At 65.5% G+C, this 22009-nt stretch carries 23 protein-coding genes and 1 pseudogene; 8 read left to right on the top strand and 16 right to left on the bottom strand.

The annotated features are described in order from the left end of the window. Positions 1-172: 172 nt before the first annotated feature. The 3 genes from A5732_RS05560 to mbp1 all read right to left on the bottom strand — a co-directional run bounded on the left by A5732_RS05560 (position 173) and on the right by mbp1 (position 3216). Positions 173-2407 carry a molybdopterin-dependent oxidoreductase gene (locus A5732_RS05560; RefSeq protein WP_076055544.1) on the bottom strand — a complete coding sequence of 745 codons (2235 nt, stop codon included), beginning with the start codon at positions 2405-2407 and terminating at the stop codon, positions 173-175. A 51-nt stretch (positions 2408-2458) separates the two neighbouring features. Next, positions 2459-2884 carry a PPOX class F420-dependent oxidoreductase gene (locus tag A5732_RS05555; protein ID WP_076101291.1) on the bottom strand — a complete coding sequence of 142 codons (426 nt, stop codon included), beginning with the start codon at positions 2882-2884 and terminating at the stop codon, positions 2459-2461. Between the two features lie 98 nt (positions 2885-2982). Then, a complete protein-coding gene (gene mbp1 / locus A5732_RS05550) occupies positions 2983-3216 on the bottom strand; it encodes a microaggregate-binding protein 1 (RefSeq protein WP_065053167.1) in 234 nt (77 codons plus the stop codon). Positions 3217-3503: 287 nt separating this feature from the next. On the opposite strand from mbp1, the gene A5732_RS05545 reads away from it, so the two are divergent. From A5732_RS05545 to A5732_RS05530, 4 genes are all read left to right on the top strand, one after another. After that, positions 3504-3956 carry a nuclear transport factor 2 family protein gene (locus A5732_RS05545; protein WP_076101436.1) on the top strand — a complete coding sequence of 151 codons (453 nt, stop codon included), beginning with the start codon at positions 3504-3506 and terminating at the stop codon, positions 3954-3956. Positions 3957-4037: 81 nt separating this feature from the next. Beyond that, complete coding sequence (locus A5732_RS05540) at positions 4038-4466, top strand: DoxX family protein (protein ID WP_076101289.1); 429 nt, start codon at positions 4038-4040, stop codon at positions 4464-4466. Positions 4467-4676: 210 nt separating this feature from the next. Further along, the gene (locus A5732_RS05535) at positions 4677-6071 is read left to right on the top strand and encodes a WS/DGAT/MGAT family O-acyltransferase (RefSeq protein ID WP_076055591.1); all 1395 of its coding nucleotides are present in this window, start codon (positions 4677-4679) and stop codon (positions 6069-6071) included. Positions 6072-6131: 60 nt separating this feature from the next. Next, the gene (locus tag A5732_RS05530) at positions 6132-7013 is read left to right on the top strand and encodes an alpha/beta fold hydrolase (RefSeq protein WP_076055548.1); all 882 of its coding nucleotides are present in this window, start codon (positions 6132-6134) and stop codon (positions 7011-7013) included. A 51-nt stretch (positions 7014-7064) separates the two neighbouring features. Here the strand turns inward: A5732_RS05530 and A5732_RS05525 are convergent, their stop codons facing one another. From A5732_RS05525 to A5732_RS05465, 13 genes are all read right to left on the bottom strand, one after another. Beyond that, positions 7065-7532, bottom strand: a complete 468-nt coding sequence (locus A5732_RS05525) for a twin-arginine translocation pathway signal (RefSeq protein ID WP_249266831.1) — start codon at positions 7530-7532, stop codon at positions 7065-7067. Between the two features lie 170 nt (positions 7533-7702). Next, on the bottom strand, positions 7703-8470 hold the full coding sequence (locus tag A5732_RS05520; protein WP_076101287.1) for a hypothetical protein: 768 nt from the start codon (positions 8468-8470) through the stop codon (positions 7703-7705). 155 nt (positions 8471-8625) lie between these two features. Beyond that, a complete protein-coding gene (locus A5732_RS27275) occupies positions 8626-9021 on the bottom strand; it encodes a hypothetical protein (RefSeq protein ID WP_076101284.1) in 396 nt (131 codons plus the stop codon). 40 nt (positions 9022-9061) lie between these two features. Next, complete coding sequence (locus tag A5732_RS05510) at positions 9062-9415, bottom strand: hypothetical protein (protein ID WP_142256565.1); 354 nt, start codon at positions 9413-9415, stop codon at positions 9062-9064. Positions 9416-9510: 95 nt separating this feature from the next. Then, positions 9511-10032 carry a hypothetical protein gene (locus tag A5732_RS05505; protein ID WP_139334763.1) on the bottom strand — a complete coding sequence of 174 codons (522 nt, stop codon included), beginning with the start codon at positions 10030-10032 and terminating at the stop codon, positions 9511-9513. A gap of 44 nt (positions 10033-10076) precedes the next feature. Next, positions 10077-11624 (bottom strand): MCE family protein, encoded by a 1548-nt coding sequence (locus tag A5732_RS05500; RefSeq protein WP_076101280.1) that lies wholly within the window; start codon positions 11622-11624, stop codon positions 10077-10079. Beyond that, positions 11624-12841 carry an MCE family protein gene (locus A5732_RS05495; RefSeq protein WP_076101278.1) on the bottom strand — a complete coding sequence of 406 codons (1218 nt, stop codon included), beginning with the start codon at positions 12839-12841 and terminating at the stop codon, positions 11624-11626. The genes A5732_RS05500 and A5732_RS05495 overlap by 1 nt, the downstream gene beginning before the upstream one ends. A 23-nt stretch (positions 12842-12864) precedes the next feature. Next, entirely contained in the window at positions 12865-14310 is a 1446-nt protein-coding gene (locus A5732_RS05490; RefSeq protein WP_253189008.1) for an MCE family protein, read from the bottom strand. A gap of 35 nt (positions 14311-14345) precedes the next feature. Then, positions 14346-15425: an MCE family protein gene (locus A5732_RS05485; RefSeq protein ID WP_076101273.1), complete on the bottom strand. Its 1080-nt coding sequence runs from the start codon at positions 15423-15425 to the stop codon at positions 14346-14348. Further along, complete coding sequence (locus A5732_RS05480) at positions 15425-16450, bottom strand: MCE family protein (RefSeq protein WP_076055559.1); 1026 nt, start codon at positions 16448-16450, stop codon at positions 15425-15427. The genes A5732_RS05485 and A5732_RS05480 overlap by 1 nt, the downstream gene beginning before the upstream one ends. Then, complete coding sequence (locus A5732_RS05475; RefSeq protein WP_076101270.1) at positions 16447-17634, bottom strand: MCE family protein; 1188 nt, start codon at positions 17632-17634, stop codon at positions 16447-16449. Before A5732_RS05475 ends, A5732_RS05480 begins: the two co-directional genes overlap by 4 nt. 11 nt (positions 17635-17645) lie before the next feature. Beyond that, positions 17646-18491, bottom strand: a complete 846-nt coding sequence (locus A5732_RS05470; RefSeq protein ID WP_076101269.1) for an ABC transporter permease — start codon at positions 18489-18491, stop codon at positions 17646-17648. Positions 18492-18498: 7 nt separating this feature from the next. Beyond that, positions 18499-19215 carry an MlaE family ABC transporter permease gene (locus A5732_RS05465; RefSeq protein ID WP_170880129.1) on the bottom strand — a complete coding sequence of 239 codons (717 nt, stop codon included), beginning with the start codon at positions 19213-19215 and terminating at the stop codon, positions 18499-18501. 427 nt (positions 19216-19642) lie between these two features. Between A5732_RS05465 and A5732_RS05460 the strand changes: the two genes are divergently transcribed. From A5732_RS05460 to A5732_RS26905, 4 genes and pseudogenes are all read left to right on the top strand, one after another. Continuing rightward, on the top strand, positions 19643-20005 hold the full coding sequence (locus A5732_RS05460) for a hypothetical protein (RefSeq protein ID WP_076055598.1): 363 nt from the start codon (positions 19643-19645) through the stop codon (positions 20003-20005). Between the two features lie 249 nt (positions 20006-20254). After that, the gene (locus tag A5732_RS05455) at positions 20255-21133 is read left to right on the top strand and encodes an enoyl-CoA hydratase (RefSeq protein ID WP_076055566.1); all 879 of its coding nucleotides are present in this window, start codon (positions 20255-20257) and stop codon (positions 21131-21133) included. Then, positions 21120-21905, top strand: a complete 786-nt coding sequence (locus tag A5732_RS05450; protein WP_076101266.1) for a 2-keto-4-pentenoate hydratase — start codon at positions 21120-21122, stop codon at positions 21903-21905. Before A5732_RS05455 ends, A5732_RS05450 begins: the two co-directional genes overlap by 14 nt. 10 nt (positions 21906-21915) lie before the next feature. Beyond that, positions 21916-22009, top strand: a pseudogene (locus A5732_RS26905) (acetaldehyde dehydrogenase (acetylating)); the annotation flags it as partial.

The raw sequence follows: 22009 nt of genomic DNA, 5'->3' as shown, positions 1-22009 counted from the left end.
ATGCCGACGACGGCCGCCCCGTAAAAGGTTCACCGGATCACCGCCGAAGTGAGTTGAACCACAACGGCGCAGCTGCCGTTAACCAGGCGACAGGCCACGGGGAGGGGGCATTGTCGCCTCGCGCCTGGTTCGGCGCGAAAGGGCCTGCGGGACTGGGAATCCCCGAGGGCGTTCAGGCGGTTGGCGCGGGCCGGAACCGGGCTTGATCATCGATGATCGTGACCGGGATGCCATTGAGCACGCCGTTGCCGGAGGGCTCGTCGACAAACGTTGGCGGGGAGAGCACATTCGTGTTGGCGCCCGGCGAGCTGTTGGCCACCGACATACGGGTGCCCGGCTTGCCGTGCCCCCAGCCGTGCGGCATCGAGACCACTCCGGGCTTGATGGACTCGGTGACCTCGATGGGAACTTTGATCTCGCCGGCCTCCGATTTCACCGTCACGATGTCGTTGTCGGTGACGCCGCAGCGGGCGGCGTCGTCGGGATGGATCAGCAACGTGCACCGGTCCTTTCCCTTCATCAGCGCCGGCACGTTGTGCAGCCAGGTGTTGTTGGATCGCAAATGCCGCCGGCTCACCAGGACGAGCGGCTCGGCGGGCCGCTCCATGCGCGCGGCCAGCCGCGGCAGGTCATCGAGCAGGTATTGCGGGGCGAGCCGGACCTTCTTGTCGGCGGTGCCGAGGATGTCGGGCAGCTGCGGCACCATCGGCCCGAAGTCGATGCCGTTCGGGTTGGCCTTGAGCAGGTCCAGCGTCAGCCCACCCGGGTTCTTGCCGTACTGGTCGCCGAAGGGCCCGGTGCGCAGGGTGAGGTCGAGCATCCGCTCGGGACCGCCGTGGTCGTAGAGCTTGCGGATCTGTCCGCCGTCGAGACCCTGCGTAAAGGCCAGGTAGTCGAAGAAGCCGTCGTCGATGGCCGCGACGTCCACGTCCTCGGCCGGTGTGCCGGTGCACAGGCCGGTCAATCGGATCAGGATCTCCCATTCGTGCGGGCGATCGCCCGGATCGAACACCGGGGCAGAGTAATTCGCGATGCTGTGGATGGCGAAGAGCAGGATCAGATCGTCGTGGTGCGGCTGCTCGAGCGGGGAAAGGCCGGGCAGGATCACGTCGGCATGCCGCGTGGTCTCGTTGAGCCAAAGGTCAACGGAGATCATCGCTTCCAGCATCGGCAGCACTTCGTCGAGTTTGTCACCGGCGGGGGTGGACAGCACCGGGTTGCCCGCGACCGTGATCAGCGCCTTGAGCTGGCCGTCGCCCGGAGTGGCGATCTCCTCGGCCATGCACGACACCGGCGCCTGACCGAGCACCTCCTTGGCGCCGCGCACCCGGGTGTGCCAACGACCGAATTCCGCTGCGCCGTCTTCCAGCCCGGGCAGTGGCTGGGTGGTGATCGACCAGGCCGCCGGCTTGGGGAACATCGCGCCGCCCGGCGTGTCGAAATGTCCGGTAAGGATGTTGACGGCGTCGACCAGCCAGCTGGCGAGGCTGCCAAACTCCTGGTTGCACAGGCCGATTCGGCCGTATACCACCGACTTCTCGGTGCCGGCGAGCTCGCGGGCCAGCCGGCGGATGCGGTCTTCGCCGATGCCCGTGACCGCGCTGACCCGTTCCGGTGGCCAGTCCGCGACGGCGCGCCGCATGGCATCGACACCGTCGACGTGCGGCCCCGGTTTGATGAGGTCCTCGTCGAAGAGGGTGTGCGCGACGGCCAGCAACAGCGCCGCGTCGGTTCCCGGCACGATGGGCAGCCATTCGTCGGCGCGTGCGGCGGTCAGGGTGCGCACCGGGTCGATCACGATCACCTTGCCGCGTTTGCGAATCCCGTCGATCAGGCCCATCACGTTGGGCGCGGCCAACAATGAGCCCTGCGACGCCGCCGGGTTGGCGCCCATGATCACCAGCAGGTCGGTGCGTTCGATGTCGGGCACCGGGAAGTTCCACCACAGGCCGTACATCAGATGCGACGACAAATTCTTCGGCCACTGGTCGACCGTGCCCGGCGAGTACGTGACCGGCATGCCGGACATGCCCATCAGGATGCCCGCGTAGCGGGCCAGTGAGAACGAATGCGCCAGTGGGTTGCCGGTGTAGGCGGTGACCGCGCCGATGCCGTACTTGTCGATCACCGGGGTCAGCAATTCGGTGCAGCGGCGAAACGCCGCGTCCCAGCTGACTTCCTGCCATTGGCCGTCGACCTTGATCATCGGCTGGCGGATGCGGTCCGGGTCGTCGTGCAGGGCCGCAAGCGAGGTTCCTTTGGGGCACAGATGCCCGCGGCTCCACACGTCGTCACGGTTGCCGCGGATGCCGGTGACGTGGCCGCCATCGACGTGAATTTCCAAGCCGCACATGGCTTCACACAAGGGACACGTGCGCAGATGCGTCCCGTCTTCGCCCGGTTTCATCCACCCACTGTATTCCGCTACCGGAGGTAGCGGAAGTGCCAAGATTCGCGGTCAGCCCGCCCAGGGGCCGATGCCGCCGACCTTGTCGATGCGAATGTGGGTGAGATAGCCCGGCGGCGCGTCGTCGGGCGGGAATTTCGTGTTCGGGTCGCCCACGACCGGATTGAGCTCCGCCAGCAGTTCGGGGGCGCCGCCCTCGGTGATCCGGGCGGTCCCGGTGAGCGAGAGGTAGGGTCGCATCCCCTGGCCCGCGGCGTCGAGCGACACGATCGTCACGGCGACGCGGGGATCGTTGCGGACGTTGCGGACCTTCTTGTGTTCGGAAAGGTGGGCGCTGACGAGTTCGTCTCCGTCGGGCGTCGACCGCAACGCCACCCAGACCACGCTCACCTGGGGGCTGCCGTCGGGGTTGACGGTGACCAGGGTGGCATCCGCTCCCTTCCCGATGAGGTCGCGGGCGGCGTCGTTGAGTCTCATGCGTTGTCCTACACCCGCGCGCGGCTTTTCATTCCCACCCGGGCCGCGACAAAGCGGTGGCCCGGCCACGCCTGTGACCGGGCCACCATCGGTTGTCGCTACTGTTCGGCTTTCTGGCGAGCTTCGTTGATTTCTGCGGCCTTGCGGGCGCTTTCGGCCTCGGCCTCTTTCTGGGCGGCCTCTCGTTGCGCGTCGGCCTTGTCCTGCTGAGCCTTGCCCTCGCGCATCAGGTCGTCACGCCCGGCGACCGCGCCGGCGACTTCCTTGACCTTGCCCTTGACACCCTCGACGATGCCCTCGACGGCTTCTGCGGGACCACTCTTGTCCGACATGCGTTCTCCCTCCGTGTGGCGCACGAACGCCCGTGTCGTGCGCTCGCCACCTTTATTGCCCAACCGGTGCGTTCTCGAAACGTGGGCGGCGAGTAGCCTTCGCCACAGCCGTGACCTGGCAGTTCGTCGTCACCAAAGGCTCATCGCGGGCATGGCCAATTGCCGTGCCGGACAACATCACTGATGAGGGGCCCGACGACCACCGCGCCTCCTCAGTTCCGCACCGTCACCCGATGCGCCTACGCTGGTGGGCCGAGGTGTCGGCGGCGGCGCGAGGAGTCGTGACGGTGGAAATGTGGGAACTGGTCGCCCGCGAGCGAATCCGGGACACATTGGCGCGTTACAACTGGTCCGGTGACGCCGGCCGGCTCGACGGACTTGCGGAGACGTTCTGTGTCGACGGCGTCCTCGAGATCCGGGGTCTCGCCCCGCTGCGCGGGCGCTCGGAGATAGCGGCCTTCCTGGGCGGCGTCACCGGAAAGGTCGCCGCCGAGGCCGGCGTCAAACCGATTGTGCGCCATAACGTCGCGAACGTGTTGTTCACCGAGGTGGCACCCGGGCAAGCCCGGGTCGACTCCTACTTCACCGTGGTCACCCACATCGGGCTCGACCACTGCGGCCGCTACCGCGACCTCCTGGTGCCCCAGGGTGACGCCTGGCTGATCAAGCACCGCAAAGTCTCCACCGACTGGGCGGCGCCCGACTCCGCGATGGCCCGCCAGCCCTCCGGCGCGCGGTGATCGCGTCCTCGCGAACGCACCAAACCTATTGTCCGCGTGAGCCTTCCACGACCTCCGGGGTGACCGGGGAAAGGTGCGACCATGTCCGCGTCCGACACCGACCGCGCGCTGGCGTATCTGCTGGTTCGGCTGACCATCGGGGCCAGCCTGTTCGGACACGGCCTGGTCCGGATGCCGAAGCTGGCCGCGTTTCACGCGCAGATGATGGGCGAGTTCACCAAGTCGATGCTGCCTACCGCCGGAGTCTCGGCGTGCAGTTACGCACTCCCCTTCGCGGAGCTGATCACCGGGGCGCTGCTGCTGGCGGGGGCGCTGACCCGCGCGGCCGCCATCGCCGGCGGACTCGTGATGATCGCCCTGGTCCTGGGCGCGACGTCGATCGAGCACTTCAACGTGATCGGCGATCAGCTGGTGCACGCGCTCTTTCTCGTCAGCGTGATTGCCTTCCGCGGCCACAACCGCTACTCCGTCGACCACCTGCTCGCCGGGCACCGGTCCACCAGCGGGTAAGCGTCAACCGGTCGGCCGCACCGGGCGGCGGCTGAGTGGCGATTTCGTAAATGTACCGTCGGCATGTTTGCCGAAAGCCCCGCAACGGCTACAGATATAAGTCACACGAAATAAGCTGCGGTCGCCCCGATCGTGCGTCCCGTCGGGAGCTCCGGGATGACCGCCGGTCACGTGACCAGCGGTCATGGCCGCACAACCGAGACGAGCAAGATGCAACGACTCAGTGGGTTAGACGCGTTCTTCTTATACCTGGAATCACCGACGCAGCCGTTGAATATTTGCTGCGTCCTGGAGATGGACCCCACGACGATGCCGGGGGGCTACACCTTCGAGCGCTTCCAGGAGGCGCTGTCGGTGCGGGTGGACGCCGTGCCCGAATTCCGCCTCAAGCTGGCCGACAACCAGCTGAACTTCGACCACCCGGTGTGGGTCGACGACGACCGGTTCGATCTGGCACGGCACCTACACCGCGTCGCCCTGCCCTCGCCCGGGGGCCCGAAGGAATTAGCGGACATCTGCGGCCACGTCGCCGGGCTGGCGCTCGATCGGGATCGCCCGCTGTGGGAGATGTGGGTGATCGAAGGCCTGCACGGCACCGACGCGTTGTCCGTCGTCCTCAAGGTCCACCACGCGGTGGTCGACGGCGTGGGCGGCGCCAATCTGCTCGCCCAGTTGTGCAGCGCCGTGCCGGACGCCGCGCCGCCGGAACCGGCCGAGCGCATCGGCTCGGCGAACCCGCTGCAGATCGCCGCCAGTGGGCTGATCGGCGCGGCATTGCGGCCGTGGCGGCTGGCCAAGGTCGTGCCGTCAACGGCGCTGACCCTGGCGGGAACCCTGCTGCGTGCTCGCGGCGGTGGGCAGACGATGGCGGCTCCGTTCGCGGCGCCCCCGACGGTGTTCAACGGCTCGTTCACCCGGCGTCGCAACATCGCCCTGACGAGTGTGGACCTCGAAGACGTCAAAACCGTCAAACGCCGGTTCGGGGTGACGGTCAACGACGTCGTTGCGGCGCTGTGCGCCGGCGCGCTGCGCCAGTACTTCCAGGACCGCGGCGCGCTGTCGGACCTGCCCCTGGTCGCCAGCGTGCCGGTGTCCGTCCGCGACCAATCGACTCGGACGGGCCACAACCAGATGACCTGGATGCTCTGCCGGCTCGAAACCCACATCGACGACCCGGTGGAACGGCTGGCCAGCATCGCCGCCGGAAACGCCGCGGCCAAGGACCACTCCGCGGCGCTGGGCCCGACCCTTTTGCACGACTGGACGCAGGTGGCCGGACAGACCATGTTCGGCGCCGCCCGGAAACTGCTGCCACGCATCCCCCTCCCGGACAAGCCGCCACACAACCTGGTGATGTCCAACGTGGCCGGCCCGCAGGACCAGCTCTACTTCCTGGGGTGCCGGCTCGACGCCATGTATCCGCTCGGCCCGATCATCGCGGGCGCCGCGCTCAACATCACCGTGATGTCGCTCAACGGGCGACTCGGCGTCGGCATCATCTCCTGCCCCGACCTGGTGCCGGACCTGTGGGACCTCGCCGACGCGTTCCCGGCCGCGCTCAAAGAGCTGCTGAATTGCGGCGAGCCCGCGGACAGCACACTCTGAGCGGCCCGGTCAGCGGAACCACGTCCGCCCTGCGCGCGATGGCATGGCAGGGTGACACCCGTGGCAGACACTTCTGAACCGACGACCATCGCAGCGGACGACCTGCGTGAGATCGGCCTTGAAAAGGGCGCTTTGCGTTACTACGACACCGGCGGCCCGGATTCGGGTCCGGTCCTGCTGTTCCTGCACGGGTCCGGCCCCGGCGTCACCGGGTGGCGGAACTTCCGCGGCGTGCTGCCCGCCTTCGCCGCCCACTACCGGTGCCTGATCCTGGAATTCCCCGGTTTCGGGGTCAGCGACGACTTCGGCGGCCATCCGATGGTCACCGCGTTCGGCACGGTGTCGCCTTTTCTGGACGCGCTGGGCGTCGACAAGGTGCACATCGTCGGCAACTCGATGGGCGGCGGCGTCGGCATCAACTTCGCCACCCACAATCCGGACCGCGTCGACCGGCTGGTGACCATCGGCGGCATCGGCACCAACATCTTCAGTCCCAGTCCGAGCGAAGGCATTCGGCTGCTGCAGGAGTTCGTCGAGGACCCCACGCGGCAACGGCTGGTCGACTGGCTCAAGTCGATGGTCTACGACCAGGCGCTGGTCACCGACCAGCTGATCGAGGAACGCTGGCAGCTGGCCACCGACCCGGACACCCTGGCCGCGGCGCGACGCATGTACGGCAAGGCGGCGTTCGCCGGGATGAACGCCGCGCTGAACTCCTCCGACCGGCCGCTGCCGTGGGCGACCATGCACAAGCTCACCGCGCCCACCCTGCTGACGTGGGGCCGCGACGACCGGGTGAGCCCGCCGGACATGGCGCTGATCCCGATGCGCACCATTCCCAACGCGGAGCTGCACATCTTCCCCAACTCGGGGCACTGGGCGATGATCGAGGCCAAGGACGCGTTCGAAAGCACTGTGCTGGCGTTCCTGTCGCGCGATTAGCGAATACCATCAACTCAGTCCCAGCGTCGTTGCAACGTCTCGGTGTCAGGGCTAGAGAGGATCGAATGCCGAAATGAGCCACGCGCCATGGACTTTGGTCAAACTGACCATGACACTGCTGGCGGTCTGAACAGGCTCGGGCGCGTCTTTGCTCGTCGTCGTCTGATCCAGGAACACCAACACCCTGGCCGTGTCCTCGTGCAGGTCGGCTACGGCCGCGCGCTGAATCACGGCCTTGGTGTTGACGGCCTTTTCTTTGGCCGTCGGGGCCACGATCTGATCGGTGAACTTGCCGTAGTAGGTCAAGAACTCACCCGTCAAGTGTGATTTTGCGGCCGTCAAATCACTTTGCAGCCGGTCCGGAGAATATGACAGGAGCGCCACGGTTCCATCGGAGGCGGCACCGATCGCCGATTTCGCGGCGGCATCGTTGATCTGCCTGCCGTCCCGATACTGACCGAAGTACAGCCCCGCGGTGGTCGCGGCGGCGGCCACCAGCAGCGCCCCGGCGGCGATCAACGGCCAACGCGAGATCGCTCGGCGCGCCCAGCGGCGCTGCGCACGCACAGACGTTCTGACAGTGAGACATTCGGCGTCGCGGCTACTGTCGTCAGCGTGCCGGTGATCGCCGGCTCCGATTCGCTTGTCAACGACCTGCGGCTCGCCGCAATCCTCGGGGTGTTCGGCGGTCATGGAATGAATTCCATGCTCGACATCTTGATCTTCCCGCCTTCCCTGGCCAGTTTCAGGCTCAGCCGCCAGGAACGGGGCTGTTCGGTGGCACCGGCCGCATTGGTGAGGGTCGAGCTGGCGGCGACGAGCACGACCGCGGTGTCCTCGGTCATCGATTCAACGGCCGCGGCCTGCACACTCGTCTTGGTGGAGACCTTCGCGCTCTGGGCCACCTTGGCGAAATCTTCTGCCGCGCGCTGGAATTCATCCTTGAATTGACCGGTCGTGCTGTCGATGATGCGCTGCACATCGTCTTTGGCGCTGGCGGCGTTGATCGACATGAGGGTGACGACGACTTGCCGTGCCGCAGCCGTGAACTCCGCTGCGTCTTGCTGCTTGTGCACCAGATCCCGCTGATGTCGCACCATCATGGCGCTCACCGCCAGAAGCGCTGCGGTGCAAACAACTGCTACGCCGACGGCGACCGTCGTTCGCCGCGGACGACGGAATCGCCGCCGCGTCCTTTCCACGCCGTCATCTGCTGATGCCGGCGCGACCCGTTCGGCTTCGTCGGCAGGGGGCGTTGAAACGCCGTCAGTCGCGGCCGTCTTCGAGGTTTCCGATGCCCCACCGTCGGCCGCCTCGGCGTGCCGGCGTAGCCGCAGGGCTGCGACACGCGCTCGAGCTGCCGCAGCGAGCTCCTCAGCTCGGGCGGCTTCTTCCTCCGCGTCGATCAGGGCAACCCGGTCGGCGTCGAGCTCGAGAGGCGAATTCGTGCCGGGCATTGCCGTCCTCTCGTTTTCCGCCGGATGCGAGGAACCGGGATTGGGCGGGAGCGCCGCGAATTCGGTTCGAACAAGGCAACTTACCCCGATGGGGGGTTGGCTCGGGACCAGGTTCCCGCTCAGTGAGCACTCGTCTCGGCGCCCGCGGTACCGGCTCACCAATGGCGCATTGAACACAGCGCGCCCTTGGCACCATCGTTGGACGTGACGACGGCACCGTCCACCGACAACTCGCAGTGAAACCCTGCCGTTGCCGCCGCCGGCCCGCCGGTGACGCTCACCATCGCCCACTGCTCAGGATCGGCGAGCATGACCTCGTGCGTCCACCGCGCACTGGGGCCTATATCGGCGTCGACCTTGGGGCTGAATTGGTATGGGTCGTGGCTATATTCGGCCCAGTTGAGCGGGTCGGTGTCCCGGAAGTAGATGTTCGCGTGGGCCGGTCGTTCGGCGGTGACCGTGTAAGTTACGTGGTGCAGCACCGGTTGGTCGGCACCCGCGACCGCTGCGGCGGCCGTCGAGATCAGGTGAGGCAATGCCAGCGCGACCACGCATACCCAGGCTCGATTCCTTCCCGACACTTCGGGGGGCCTACGCGTCACCACGAACCCAGCGGGGAGCACCGTCGACCGACAGGCACGTCAGAAACAGACCATCCGGTGCCTGTGCGACCGAATTCTCGGAACCCTCGCAGCCGGAGTTCTCGTCCTTGATCCCCCGCATCGACGGGGAGCGGAAATATCTGGGCGCGTAGCGTCGCGGAGATCCGCAAAAGACCAGTCGTCCCCAGGACGTCGTGCCGAATACGAAGCGGGTGGTATCCGAGCATGGCGCCCCGAGCACGACGCCACCGGTGATGCCCGGGACACAGGACGGGTCGTCACACGATGACGGACCGGCAAGAGCGGGTGCCGGCGTCGCGACGGCCACGGCCAACAGTCCCATGCCGAGCACGACCGATCGCACCGCATCACGCCGAGGACGTCGCGTTGCGAAAGAATCGAAATATTCTCCCGGAGAGACGGTTTTATCTGCTTCGGTCATGCCGACGCCCTGACCAGCTTGAATGGCATGGAGATGAACAGTGTCTTGCTGATGCCGCATGTTCCGCTGACGCCGGTCGTCTCGTCGGCGCCGGTCAGAATCGGCGAGGCCGGGTCGACGGAATCGCCGTCGGGGCTGGTGGGGGCGAAACGGAAGACCTGTAGCCCGGGCCCTGCCGGTCCGTCCGGGCATGGCTGCCAGTTGTCGACGGCGCGCTTGACAAACCAGACGCCCCCGGTCTGATAGATCGGAGCCCGCCAGCCCCAATCGCTCACGACAGTGCCGGTGCACTCGGTGGGATAACTGCACGTCGTGCTCACGGTCCACCTGCTTCTGATGCTGGCCTCGTTGTGGAAGACTTCGTTGGTTTTCGCCCACTCTCCGTTCGAGGTCGCGATGTAGGTGCCGTTGAGTCCCCAATCGTCAGCGGCGGCCACCGGTGGCGACGCAAACCCGAGCCCGATCGTTCCGGCGGCGACGATGCCCGCCAGGGCAGAACAAGCGCAGATCGTCTGCACCGCAGCATGTTTAGCGGTTCGAATGCTCCGAGGGAGGCGGGTGATCATGTGGGGAAGAGATCCTTCCACGACCGCGTCCCGGCCTGCGCGACGAGATCCGACTGCCGATATGCGGTGCCGTCGGGGGTGGCGTAGCGCCCGGTGCGCGGATCATAGGTGGCGATGGCGATCGACGGGCCGGGGCGGTGGGACGTGTACGCACTCGGGGCGGCTTCGGGGACGGTGCCGCCCTGATCGCCCGGCGCCGACTCGGGCGCGGCGGGCGGTGACGCGGGCGTCCCCGGCGGCGGCGTACCGTCCACGGGTCCGAAGATTTGGTCCCCGAAGGTGACGCGATCGTCGGGCGGAATGCCTTGCGCGAGAAGGTTCGGATCCGCCGGGTAGGGACCGAGCACGTGCTGACGGATCGCTAATGGCTCGAAGGGTTTATCGCTGTCGCAGATTTCGACGGTCGGCGCGCGCTTTCCGGGATGTCCCATGCACGGATAGTTGCGGGCGCCGCGCACCCCGATTGGGGAATCTTGCGGCAGCTTGCAATATAGGCCGTCGGGGGTGTCGATCACCGACGTGTCCTCGGGGGATCGCCAGGACGACGGCGGCAGAAAGCCCACCGTGCACGCGGGCGGGTCGCCGATCGTGAGGGTGAAGTCGCCGAGCGAGAACCCGGTGGGATTGTTTTTTGGTGCGCCGTAGGACTGAGTGGCGGCGATCGTAGGCGGCAGTAGCACCAGCAGTTGCTCCAGCGACGGGTGATACGTGACGCCCACCTGACCGAGGGTGGTGAGGTTCGCCAACAGCACGGGCAGCGTTGGTTTCGCTTGTTCGAAGAGGCGCGACGCCTCGTCGGCCGCCCCGGGCGCCGTGCGCAGTAGGGTCCGCGTCTTCGCATCGTCGTTGACGAGTTGCTGGCTGATTCCGGCGAGGCTCCGCGCCCAGGTCCGGATGGCGTCGGCAGATCGCGCCTGGCCATCCAGCAGCGGGCCGCTGTCGTCGATGAGGGACCGTGATTGCTCGGCGTTCGCGTTCACGTCGCCGATGACTCGCGACGAGGAGTCGAGCAGCGACCCGAAGTCGAACCCGGATCCGTTGAACGCCCGGAACGTTTCGTCGAGCAGGCCGCCGATCTTTTGCTTGGGAACGCTGTCGATAAGCGAGCTGACCTGATCCAGCATGGGTCCGACGGCCTGCGGAATCGAAGTTCTCCCCGCGGGGATAACCGCGCCGTCATCGAGGTACGGCGCCGCCGTGGTGGTTGGCTGCAGGTCCACGTATTGTTCGCCCACCGCGGACACACTGAGGACGGCCGCGTGCAGATTCGCAGGGATCTTCGGGGCGGTCTTCAACGACAGCGTCGCCTCCGCGCCCGTGCGTGTGGGCCGCACATCGGTGACTTTTCCGACCTCCACCCCCCGGTAAGTCACGTTCGAAAACCGGTAGAGCCCACCGGTGCCGGGCAATTCCAGCGTGACCGTGATGCGGCCGACCCCCAGCAGGGTGGGCACCTGCAGGTACTCGACGACCATCACGGCCATGCCGATGACCGACGCGATCGTGAAAATGATCAGCTGGATTCGGACGAAACGCGTCAACATCAGCGGTCCCCCACGTCCAAGGGCACGAAATCGGTCGGCGCCGGGATCGGCGCCTTCGTCACTGGTTGAGCCGTGACCGGTGCGGCGGCCGGTGCCGGGACGGCCGCCGACGGCACCGCCACTGCGGTCGGTGGCGCGGTGAGCGGCGCGTTGAGCGGGTCCTTGGTGAAGGTGCTGTACCAGGGATCCCCGGGCGCGGGGACCAACTGGGCGCCCTCCTGCCCCCACCGGGTGCCCAGCAACAGCCCCCTCTTGAGCCGCGGAATCGTGAAATCGAACGTGATGAACTCATTCAAATAGTCGCCCCGGATCGCGCGGTCGATGAAGTTCTGCGGGTACGGATAGGCAGGCGCGAAGGCGAGAACGGTGTCCAGGCTGGGGCCGACGTCGGCGAGAGCGCGCACGGTCGGTTCCAGGTTTTTGAGGTTCTGGACCAGATCGGCTTGCGTTGATCTGACCACTCCGGTCGCAGTGTTGCTGAACACCCGGAATTTGTCCAACGCAGTCGTGATCCGTGGACGTTCTTTGATCAGCACGTCCAAAGCGGGCGGAATGCGTTGCAGCGCAGTGGTTATGACACCCCGCTGGCCTGCCACAGTACCTGCGAGTGCGTCGAGTGCCGTGATGGATGCGTTGATATTGTCGCGCTGCGTATCCAGAACGCCGACGAAGTCATCGAGGCGGGTCAGCAGATCCCGGATTTTGTCTTCCCGCCCGCCCAGTGCGGCATTGAACTCGTTGACCAGAACGCCCACCTTCCCCAGGCCGCCACCGTTGACGACCACAGACAGAGAGGACAGAGTCTGCTCCGTGGACGGATACGTCGACGAGCGTTGCAGACCGATGGTCGCTCCGGGTTTGAGTCTGCCGGTCGCCGGCTGGCCCGGCGGCGGGTCCAGCGCCAGGTGCATCGAACCCAACAGGCTGGTTTGGCCGACGCTGGCCACCGCGTTGGCCGGCACCACCGCATCGGGGCGCACCGAGATCTCGACGTCGGCGTGCCAGTTCCGCAGCGTCATTTTGCCTACGCTGCCGACCACGACATCGTGGCTCAGCACCGGCGAATTCGATTCGAGTGTACCGACATTGGCGATCTCGACGTGGTAGGTCGCCGCGTCCGGACCACGCGCGACGGTGCCAGGCAGAGGCAGCGAATTCAGCCCGTCGAATGCGCATCCGGTCGCGGTCATCACCACCCACGACGTGATCGCTGTCATCCGACGCAAGGATCGGGCGACCGTCACTTTGTCCCCCCGCCCGGCTGCGCCGTGGCAGCCACCGGCGGCTGGGACTGGACCGGTAGCAACATGTCCCGCAGATTGCCCGGCGCGGGTGCCGGTTGCGCCGCCCTGGACACCCCGGGTGGAACCGGCGCACCCGGGAACAGCGCGGGCGAGGGATCTGCCGGTAACCCGTTGGGCGCATAGGCTCCCGGCGGACCGGGCGGCATTCCCCAGCCCGCCGGCGGCGGTATGTCATCGGCACCCGTGTACGCCGATACCGCCGGCGGTTCGGACGGGATCGGGGGGACTCCGCCGGACCCACCGGGAGCCAGTTTCGGATCGGAGTACACGAGATTTCCCGGGCTCGGCGATTTGGCCAGGTAGGCATTGAACGGTATCGGCAGGTAGTTGAAGTTGATCAAACGCAGTGCCGGGCCGAGGTATTGCGCGCACAGTTTGCCGGTCTCGGTTGCGGTGGCGTTCTTGACGGCCCCGATTGCCGAGCACACCAGTGTCACCGGATTGGCGAAGTTCGACATCGCGAAGGCCCCTCGGGCCGTCCCGCTGTCGGGGCTGTAGATGTTGTAGCCGTTGGCGATCGCGTTGGGTGCCACATGCAATAGGTTCTCCACCCCCATGCGGTTGTCGGCCAGATTCTGAGTCACGTTCGCCAGTCGCGAGATCTGCTCTGCGGTCTGGTCCCTGCTTCCGGCGATGAACCGCTTTACCTCGCCGACCGCCGAAGAGAGGTTGGTGAGCGCGGCGTCCAGATCGGACCGGTTGTCGTCGACGATGCTGCTCACGGTGGCGAGCCGGTCTTGAAACTGCACGATCTGAACGTTGCTGGCGCGCAGCGCCGCCACGAAGATCTGCAGGTTCTGGATGATTTCCGTGATGTTGCCACTGCCTGCGGCCAGGACGCGGCCCACGTTGGAGAGCTGGCCGATGGCCTGCCGCAGCTTGTCCCCGTTGCCCGCCATAGCATTCGCGGCGCTGTCGATGAAGCGGCCCAGCGACGTGGCCGATACTCCGTTGGCCGGGCCCAGGTCCGTCGCCAGTCGCATCAGTTGCGTTTTGACTTCGTCCCACTCGACGGGCACCGCGGTGCGCTCCACGCCGATCACCGCACCGTCCGCCATGACGGGACCTCCGGAACCGCTGGCATCGTAGGCCGGCGTCAGCTGAACGTATCGGGCCGCGACGAGGTTCTGCGCCACGATCACCGCTTTCGCGTTGGCCGGGATCGGCACGTCATGGTCGACGGCGAGGGTCATCCTGGCCTGGGTTCCCTGCGGCTCGATCGATTTGATGGTGCCCACATTGACGCCGACGACTCGCACCTCATCCCCGGGATAGATCGCCGTCGCCGAGCTGAAATATGCGGTGATGATCTTGGGCCCGAAGAACTCCTGATGCACCAGGAACGTTGTGCCACAAACGATGAGCCCTGTCAGGATCGACATCAGCACCTTGGTGATCCACGGTGGCCGCGCCCGCATCATCGTCCTCCCGGGATACCGTTGTGTGGCCAGGGGAATTCAGCTCGTGGGCCGGCGTTGTCGGGTGGTTGGCCCGCGTTGGCGCCTCGCCGGAACCCGAAGGCGTAGTCGAGGAACGGCTGCAGGGCCTGTGCCGGCAACAGGTTCCCGACGAAGGCGTTGTAGTAGAAGCCGTTGTTGACCGACTCCCCCTGCGTCACTTGGTATTTCGCCAGCCCGACGATCGCCTTGGCGATGTTGTCCCGATTCTTCTCCAGCATGGCGGTGACCGAGTTGAGTTGCTTCAGGGTCGGTGCCAGTTCCTTTTCGTTGTCGGACACCAGCCCAGACAACTGCTTGGCGAGCGCCGAAGTGTTGGCCAGCAGATTGACGACGGCGTAGCGGCGTTGCTTCAAGACCCCCATCAGGTCGTTGGCGTCGAGCAGCAAGGTGTTGACCTGTTGGCTGCGCGCAGACAGGACCGCGGTCACATCGGCGGCGCTCTTGAGCAAGTTGGCCAGTGAGTCGTTTCTGCCGTTCAGCGAGCGCGACAGCCGGCTCAGCCCGTCGAACGTGGATCCCAGCCGCGGCGCAACCCGGTCGATCGTTTCGGCCAGCGTGTCCAGCGACCGGTTGAGCGAACCGGTGTCCGTCTCGGCGGTGTTGCCGGCGAAGTCGCTGACGGCATCGGTCAACGAGTAGGGCGATGACGTCTGAGACAGCGGGATGACGTCGGACGAATGCATGACTCGGCTACCCGCCGGCTCCACCGCCAGCATTCGCGCACCCAGCACCGTCCCGGTCTTGATGTGCGCCGTGGTGCGCGATCCGAGGCGGACCTTCGCGTCCAGGGTGAAGGTCACCAGGGCCTTGCCGTGACTGAGCGCGACGTCGGAGACCGTGCCCAGCTTGACGCCCGACACCCGGACGTCGTTGCCGGCGGTCAGACCACCGGCTTCGGCGAACAGCGCTTGGTACCGGATCGACGTGGCCATCGACACCAACTGCTGGGAGCGCAATCCGATGACGATGATCAGCACAACCAGCACGAAGCCGATGAAGCCGGCCCGGATCAGGTGAGCTCCGCGATATTTGAGCATCAGGGCTCTCCGCACCTTCCGGTGTTTTGGGTGATCCATGGGAATACCGCGGTGCGGCCTTGAAGGTCGCTGACCCGAATGGAAATTCCACACAGGTATTGGTTGATGAAACTGCCGTACGCGCCGAGCCGGACGAGTTTGCGATAGTTTTCGGGAGCGCGCTGCAATGAAAGGTCCAGTCGCGCCTTGTCATTGTCGAGCAGCGGAGCCAGCCGGCTGAGTTGGCCAACGGTTCCGGCCAACGGTGGACGCGCCTGGGTTAGCAGGTCCGCCAACGATGCGGTCCCGCTGTCCAGTGCCGTGATGGCGTCACCGATGGGATCGCGATCCCGCGATAGCCCGGTAATGAGTTGTTGGAGGCGATCCACGGTCCCGGAGAATCTGTCGCCGTCTTTGGCGACCGTGGCGAGCACCTCGTTGAGATTGTCGATCAGTCGCTGCACCACAGTATCGTTGTCTGCCAACGCATTCGAAAACGACGAGGTCTTGGCGAACAGCGACTCCACATCGCCGCTGCTGCCCTGCAGAATTTGTAGCAATGAGTTGGTCAGCGCGTTGACCGCTTGCGGGTTGAGCCCCTGGATCACCGGTTTGAGTCCGCCGAGCAGCAAATCCAGGTCCAGTGCCGGCTCGGTGCGGTTTCGCGGGATCCTAGAACCGGGCGCTTGGATCGTGGTGGAACCCGGCGCATCGAGCAGCTCGAGGTAGCGGTCACCAACCAGATTGAGGTAGCGCACCGCGACCCTGGTGTTGGTGGTGAGCATGACCGCGCGGTCGGCATCGAAATCCACCAGCACCGAGTTGTCCGGCTGCAGGACGACGCCGTCGACCGTCCCCACCCGAATCCCTGCGGCGCGCACCGAATCTCCTGGCTTCAGACTGGATGCGTCAGTGAACACAGCCGAGTAGCCGTTGGTCGCACCCGTGCGGTATTGCCCGAGGATCGCGAATAGGGCCGCGGTCAACAGCAGCGTCACCACGGCGAAGGCTCCGAACTTGACGGCAGTCCCGCCCCCGCCTCTCATCCCGGCTGCCCGATCTGCGGAGTGTTGCGTGGCGGCCCGTCGATCGGGCCGAACAGCATTTGCTTGAGACGGTTGGAATTCACCAAGATTCCCTGGTTTCCGTACTGTGCCTGGTTGGCGTCGATGTCGGTGACGAGATACGGGGGGCGCTGTCCGAAGCCGATATTCGGTAGGCCCATACACTGGGGACCGCCGGTCGCCGCGACCTTGGGCAGGTTCTGCGGATACCGGTATCGTTCGGTGCCCAGCAGAAACGAATCCAGCAACAGGACGCCCGGCACGGGCAGCGGTGGGCCGGTGGCCAACGGTTTCAGGCCGGCCAGGCCGCAGGTGAGGGCCTGGTGGTATTCATTGGTCAGGTCAGTGGTGGGAGTCAGCGAATGCAGGACGGTCTCCAGCGGCTGCGCGTTGGTTACCAGCAGGTCGTTTCCGATGTCGGCCAACCCGATCGCGCTGATCAGCAGTGCGTCCAGATCCCGCTGCCGGTCGACCGCCGTATCGCTGACGCGGGTCCCGTTTTCGATTGTCCTGACAAGATCCGGGCCCGCATCGGCATACGCCCGGAGCACACCTGGTGCCACTGCCATTTCGTGGCTCAGGGTCAGAAGGCTGGGGTTGATTTTGGTCAGGAGCGTATCGAGATCGGCGAGCGTGCGACCAAACTTTGCGCCACGGCCGCTCGTCGCCTGTGCGAGCGCGCCAAGGGCTTCGTTCAGCTTCTCTGGTTCGATTTGGGACAGCACCGAGACCAGCTGTTGGAACACCGTGTTGATTTCGACCGTCACATGTTCGGAGTCAAGGATTTGGCCCGCCGTCAACGACCGCGGAGACGGATCCGGGGGTGGTATCAGTTGAACGAATTTCGATCCGAAGACGGTCGTCGATTCGATGTCTACCCGCGAGTTCGCCGGAATCAGGTGCAGCCATGACGGATCCATCGCCAGATGGATGGCCGCCCGCCCGTCCGGCAGGTTTTCGATCGAGGAGACCTTGCCGACCTGCGCGCCGTGTAGCTTCACCTTGGCGTCCGGATTCATCACCAGACCCGCACGCGGCGACATTACTGTGACCGAAACCGATTCCGAGGCACCGCCCTGAAACAGGAAGACGGTTCCCGCCACGATCGCGCCGATCGCGCCGATGATGACAAGTCCGAGCAGCGGGCGGACAGCGGAGTTCAGCACAGATTTTCTCCCTAGCCCGACAGGTTGAAGTTTCCGTTGGCCCCGTAGATGGCCAACGAGACCAGCAGGGTCACCGAGACGACAACAATCAGCGAGGTCCGCACCGCGTTGCCCACTGCCACACCTACGCCCGACGGGCCTCCGCTCGCGAAATAGCCGTAGTACGTGTGGATCAAGAGAATGGCCAAAGCCATGAGGATTGCCTGCAGAAACGACCACACCAGGTCAGTCGGGTTCAGGAACGTCGAGAAATAGTGACCGTACAAGCCTCGCGATTGCCCTAACACCACCACTGTCGTGAAGCGACTGGCGACGAACGACAAGATCACCGCGATCGAATACAACGGTGTGATCGCCAGCATCCCCGCGATGAGCCGGGTGCTGACCAAATACGAAACGGGCCGAATGCCCATGCTTTCGAGCGCGTCGATCTCCTCGTTGATCCGCATGGCGCCAAGCTGGGCGGTCACCCCGGCACCGAAAGTCGCCGCCAAGCCGATGCCGGCGACGATCGGCGCCGAGATCCGGACATTGATGAACGCCGCCAAAAACCCCGTCAACGCCTCGATACCGATATTGCCCAGGGAGCTGTACCCCTGGATCGCCAGCGTCCCACCGGTTGCCAAGGTGAGAAATCCGACGATGACGACTGTCCCGCCGATCATCGCCAATGTCCCTGAACCCATGCTGATTTCAGCGGACAACCGAATGATTTCTCGTCGGTAGCGGGTGACCGCAAACGGTGCCCCGGCGATCGACCTTCCGTAAAACACGGCGTGATCACCGATGCCGGCCAGTGCGGCAACCGGTTTGTTGATTTCCCGAACCAGGCCCGGATACGTCGCGCGTAACGCCACTGGTTACCTACTTCGCCGTCATCTGAATACCGATTGCCGTCACGACGACGTTGATGACGAAAAGCGACATGAAGGCGTACACCACGGTCTCGTTCACGGCATTGCCGACCGCCTTGGCGCCACCGCCGGTGATCGTCAGCCCGCGATAGCAGGCGACCAAGCCCGCGACCAGACCGAATAGCAGCGCTTTGACCGACGAGATGATGAGTTCGGGAATTCCGGTCAACAGGGTGATACCGGCGGCGAATGCTCCCGGGTTGACCTCCTGGACGAACACCGAAAAGAAATAGCCCCCCAATATGCCGATGATGCAGACCACGCTGTTGAGCAGGAGTGCCACCACCCCCGACGCCAGCATGCGCGGTGCCACCAGTCGCTGAATCGGATTGATGCCCAACACTTCCAGCGCGTCGATCTCCTCGCGGATGGTTCGTGAGCCGAGGTCCGCACACATCGCCGTGGCGCCCGCGCCGGCCACGATCAACACCGTGACCAACGGACCCACCTGAGTGACTGCGCCGAAGGCCGCGCCCGCCCCGGACAAATCGGCCGCACCCAACTCGCGCAGCAGGATGTTCAGCGTGAAGCTGACCAGCACGGTGAACGGGATGGCCACCAGAAGCGTCGGCATCAGCGACACCCGCGCGACGAACCAGGACTGCTCCAGAAATTCACGCCCTTGAAACGGCCTGCGGAAGACAAACTTTGCCGCATCGGCCGCCATCGCGACCAGACCACCGACGGCCTGGAAAGGGCCGCCCACGTTCCTGCCGAGCTTCGGAAGTCGCAGCGACAAGCGGCCTGACGCCTTGGTCACCACTCGAACGACTCCTCTTTTATCGTTGCCGCCGCGGTCAAAACCCAACAGATCCAACCGCGCCGACGAACAGCCCGGCCGAAACCTTCCCGGATTAGTGAGGTGACCAACACGGTGTGTCCCGCCTACCGGGAGGACTGACAGATGGCACTGGCGCGGCGGCACAGTATCGCTGGGTGACCTGTCGCCATGGATGGCATGCCCGATACGACCGTCGGGCGGTGATATCCACATGACGCCGCGTACGACTCGACGCGCCCGCGTGACGGCTTTGACGCTAACTATTTGGTTCGCGTCGGGGGCGATGCTTTTCGCACCCGCCGCGCACGCCGAGATGCACACCGGCAACTATGAGCTCGCGATCACCGGCAGGTACGACTTTCACACCTGGGTGTGGGCGATCTCGTCGTGCACCGGCAACTGCGTAACCGTCCAGGCGATACCACGGCCTGTGGCGAAGGCTTTCGAGTACCGCGGTTCGGCGCAATTCGTCGACGGCCGTTACATCTTGTCCGTCGACGTGCCGGACGGGCTGCGATGTGGCGACGTCTACTACGGCCCGGTCATCCCCACACACGACGTCTACTCATGGGATGCCATGACGTTGGCCGGTTCCCTCGACTCGTCGTTTGCCGCCGGATGCCACGGGGCGCCCGGGGGAAGCTCTACGTATCCCTTTGCGCTGGTGCGGATGTAGGAATCACGGGTTCTCGTGCGGGAGGCGGCCGTCAGCCCGGCCGCCCCCGGCCGCAACCAAACATCGGCCTGTCTCGTGATAGTCCAGATGGGGCTGCCCCCGGACGTCGGATCGCTCGCGCGGCGGCATCGCGCTGTTCGCCTGGGCCGTGACCGGAATGGCTCCCGGTGGGCGGACACCGAGTCCGATACGCCGCCGAGCCGCATCGATGATGGTCGGCACTTACAGCGTCATGTGGGAAGGCAGCGGATGGACGCACCAAACGAAGATGAAGTGGTCACTTACCGGGTGACCGCCGGTGTTGCCGTTATCACCATGAATCGTCCGCGATTTCGCAACGCACAGAACTCGGCGATGACCTATGCCCTCGACGCCGCGTTCCAACGCGCGGTCGAGGACGACGCGGCAAGCGTGATCGTCTTGGCGGGCGCCGGCGAGCACTTCAGCGCGGGGCACGATATCGGGACTCCCGGCCGCGACCACCACGTCAGTTACGACAATCGGGCCGTGCTGTGGTGGGACCATGTCGGCAAACCGGGCGGCGATCAGCGCTTCGCCCGCGAAATGGAGGTCTACCTGGGGATGTGCCGACGCTGGCGCGACATTCCCAAGCCGACCATCGCTATGGTGCAGGGCGCTTGTATCGCCGGCGGCCTGATGCTGGCCTGGATCTGCGATCTGATCGTGGCTGCCGAGGATGCCTTTTTCAGCGACCCCGTCGTGCGGATGGGCATCCCTGGCGTCGAGTACTTCGCTCATCCCTGGGTGCTCGGACCGCGGTTCGCCAAGGAGATCCTTTTCACCGGCAACAGGTTCGACGCTAGGCGCGCCTACGCGGTCGGCATGGTCAACCGGGTGGTTCCGCGTCCGGAGCTGGAGCGCGAAACCCTCAGCCTCGCAGCGCATATCGCAAAGATGCCGCGCTTCGGTCTGGCGTTGACGAAGCGATCGATCAACCAGTGTGAGGACCAGATGGGGTTACGCAACGGCATGGATGCCGTCTTCGGCCTGCATCACCTCGCCCACGCGCACAACGCAGAAGTCGGGATGGGCTCGCTTGGCGGCATGGATGTCAAGGCAATGGCCTCGGCGGGCGACGAGGCGCCTGGGTGCCATGCTCAGCCATGAGGTGCGCGACGAGCTGGCCGCCGACTTGGCGCAAGCCGAGCGGAGCGGCGAGCCGATCGCCCCGCTTACCGCCGCCTATCCGGACATCGACGTCGTCGACGCGTATGAGATTCAGCTGATCAACATCCGCCAGAAGGTCGCGGAGGGGGCTCGGGTGGTGGGCCACAAGGTCGGCCTGTCCAGCAAGCCGATGCAGCAGATGATGGGTGTCGACGAGCCGGACTACGGGCATCTGCTCGACGAGATGCAGCTGTTCGAGGGCGTTCCGGTTAAAGCCGGCAACTACCTATACCCGCGAGTGGAGGTGGAAGTGGGGTTCGTCCTTTCCGCTGATCTGCCGGGAGCCGGCTGCACCGAGGACGACGTGCTGGCGGCCACCGAGGCGCTCGTCCCCTCGATCGAGCTGATCGACACCCGGATCACCAACTGGAAGATCGAACTCTGCGACACCATCGCCGACAATGCGTCGTCGGCGGGTTTCGTGCTGGGTAGGGCCCGGGTATCGCCGGCTGATCTCGACCTTACGAAAATCAACGCGGTCTTACGGCGCGGCGGCGAACTGATCGCCCAGGGCCGCAGCGACGCCGTGCTCGGTAACCCGGTTACCGCGGTGGCCTGGCTGGCCCGCAAAGTTGAAAGCTTCGGGGTGAGGCTGCGCAAAGGCGACGTGGTGCTGCCCGGCTCCTGCACGAAGGCGATCGACGCCCGCGCGGGTGACGAGTTTGTCGCGGAGTTTACCGGGCTGGGTTCGGTCCGATTGTCGTTGGAATAAAGGAGGATTCATGCCGACTAAGGCGACTGTGGCCATTGTCGGGTCGGGGAATATCAGCACTGACCTGCTCTACAAGTTGTTGCGTTCGGATTGGCTGGAACCGC

Source organism: Mycobacterium colombiense (assembly GCF_001953985.1).
GTDB lineage: Bacteria > Actinomycetota > Actinomycetes > Mycobacteriales > Mycobacteriaceae > Mycobacterium > Mycobacterium colombiense_B.
The sequence above is the reverse complement of the archived record's forward strand: the minus strand, read 5'-3'. Positions and strand labels throughout refer to the sequence as shown.

What these genes read in the sequence shown, in the direction of transcription:
- A5732_RS05485 (WP_076101273.1), bottom strand. Translation starts at nt 15,425, where the DNA reads ATGCTCAAATATCGCGGAGCTCACCTGATCCGGGCCGGCTTCATCGGC.
- A5732_RS05495 (WP_076101278.1), bottom strand. Translation starts at nt 12,841, where the DNA reads ATGACAGCGATCACGTCGTGGGTGGTGATGACCGCGACCGGATGCGCA.
- A5732_RS05510 (WP_142256565.1), bottom strand. Translation starts at nt 9,415, where the DNA reads ATGGGACTGTTGGCCGTGGCCGTCGCGACGCCGGCACCCGCTCTTGCC.
- A5732_RS05540 (WP_076101289.1), top strand. Translation starts at nt 4,038, where the DNA reads ATGTCCGCGTCCGACACCGACCGCGCGCTGGCGTATCTGCTGGTTCGG.
- A5732_RS05560 (WP_076055544.1), bottom strand. Translation starts at nt 2,407, where the DNA reads ATGAAACCGGGCGAAGACGGGACGCATCTGCGCACGTGTCCCTTGTGT.
- A5732_RS05520 (WP_076101287.1), bottom strand. Translation starts at nt 8,470, where the DNA reads ATGCCCGGCACGAATTCGCCTCTCGAGCTCGACGCCGACCGGGTTGCC.
- A5732_RS05450 (WP_076101266.1), top strand. Translation starts at nt 21,120, where the DNA reads ATGCTCAGCCATGAGGTGCGCGACGAGCTGGCCGCCGACTTGGCGCAA.
- A5732_RS05500 (WP_076101280.1), bottom strand. Translation starts at nt 11,624, where the DNA reads ATGTTGACGCGTTTCGTCCGAATCCAGCTGATCATTTTCACGATCGCG.
- mbp1 (WP_065053167.1), bottom strand. Translation starts at nt 3,216, where the DNA reads ATGTCGGACAAGAGTGGTCCCGCAGAAGCCGTCGAGGGCATCGTCGAG.
- A5732_RS05465 (WP_170880129.1), bottom strand. Translation starts at nt 19,215, where the DNA reads ATGGCGGCCGATGCGGCAAAGTTTGTCTTCCGCAGGCCGTTTCAAGGG.
- A5732_RS05555 (WP_076101291.1), bottom strand. Translation starts at nt 2,884, where the DNA reads ATGAGACTCAACGACGCCGCCCGCGACCTCATCGGGAAGGGAGCGGAT.
- A5732_RS05460 (WP_076055598.1), top strand. Translation starts at nt 19,643, where the DNA reads ATGCACACCGGCAACTATGAGCTCGCGATCACCGGCAGGTACGACTTT.
- A5732_RS05535 (WP_076055591.1), top strand. Translation starts at nt 4,677, where the DNA reads ATGCAACGACTCAGTGGGTTAGACGCGTTCTTCTTATACCTGGAATCA.
- A5732_RS05480 (WP_076055559.1), bottom strand. Translation starts at nt 16,450, where the DNA reads ATGAGAGGCGGGGGCGGGACTGCCGTCAAGTTCGGAGCCTTCGCCGTG.
- A5732_RS05490 (WP_253189008.1), bottom strand. Translation starts at nt 14,310, where the DNA reads ATGTCGATCCTGACAGGGCTCATCGTTTGTGGCACAACGTTCCTGGTG.
- A5732_RS05455 (WP_076055566.1), top strand. Translation starts at nt 20,255, where the DNA reads ATGGACGCACCAAACGAAGATGAAGTGGTCACTTACCGGGTGACCGCC.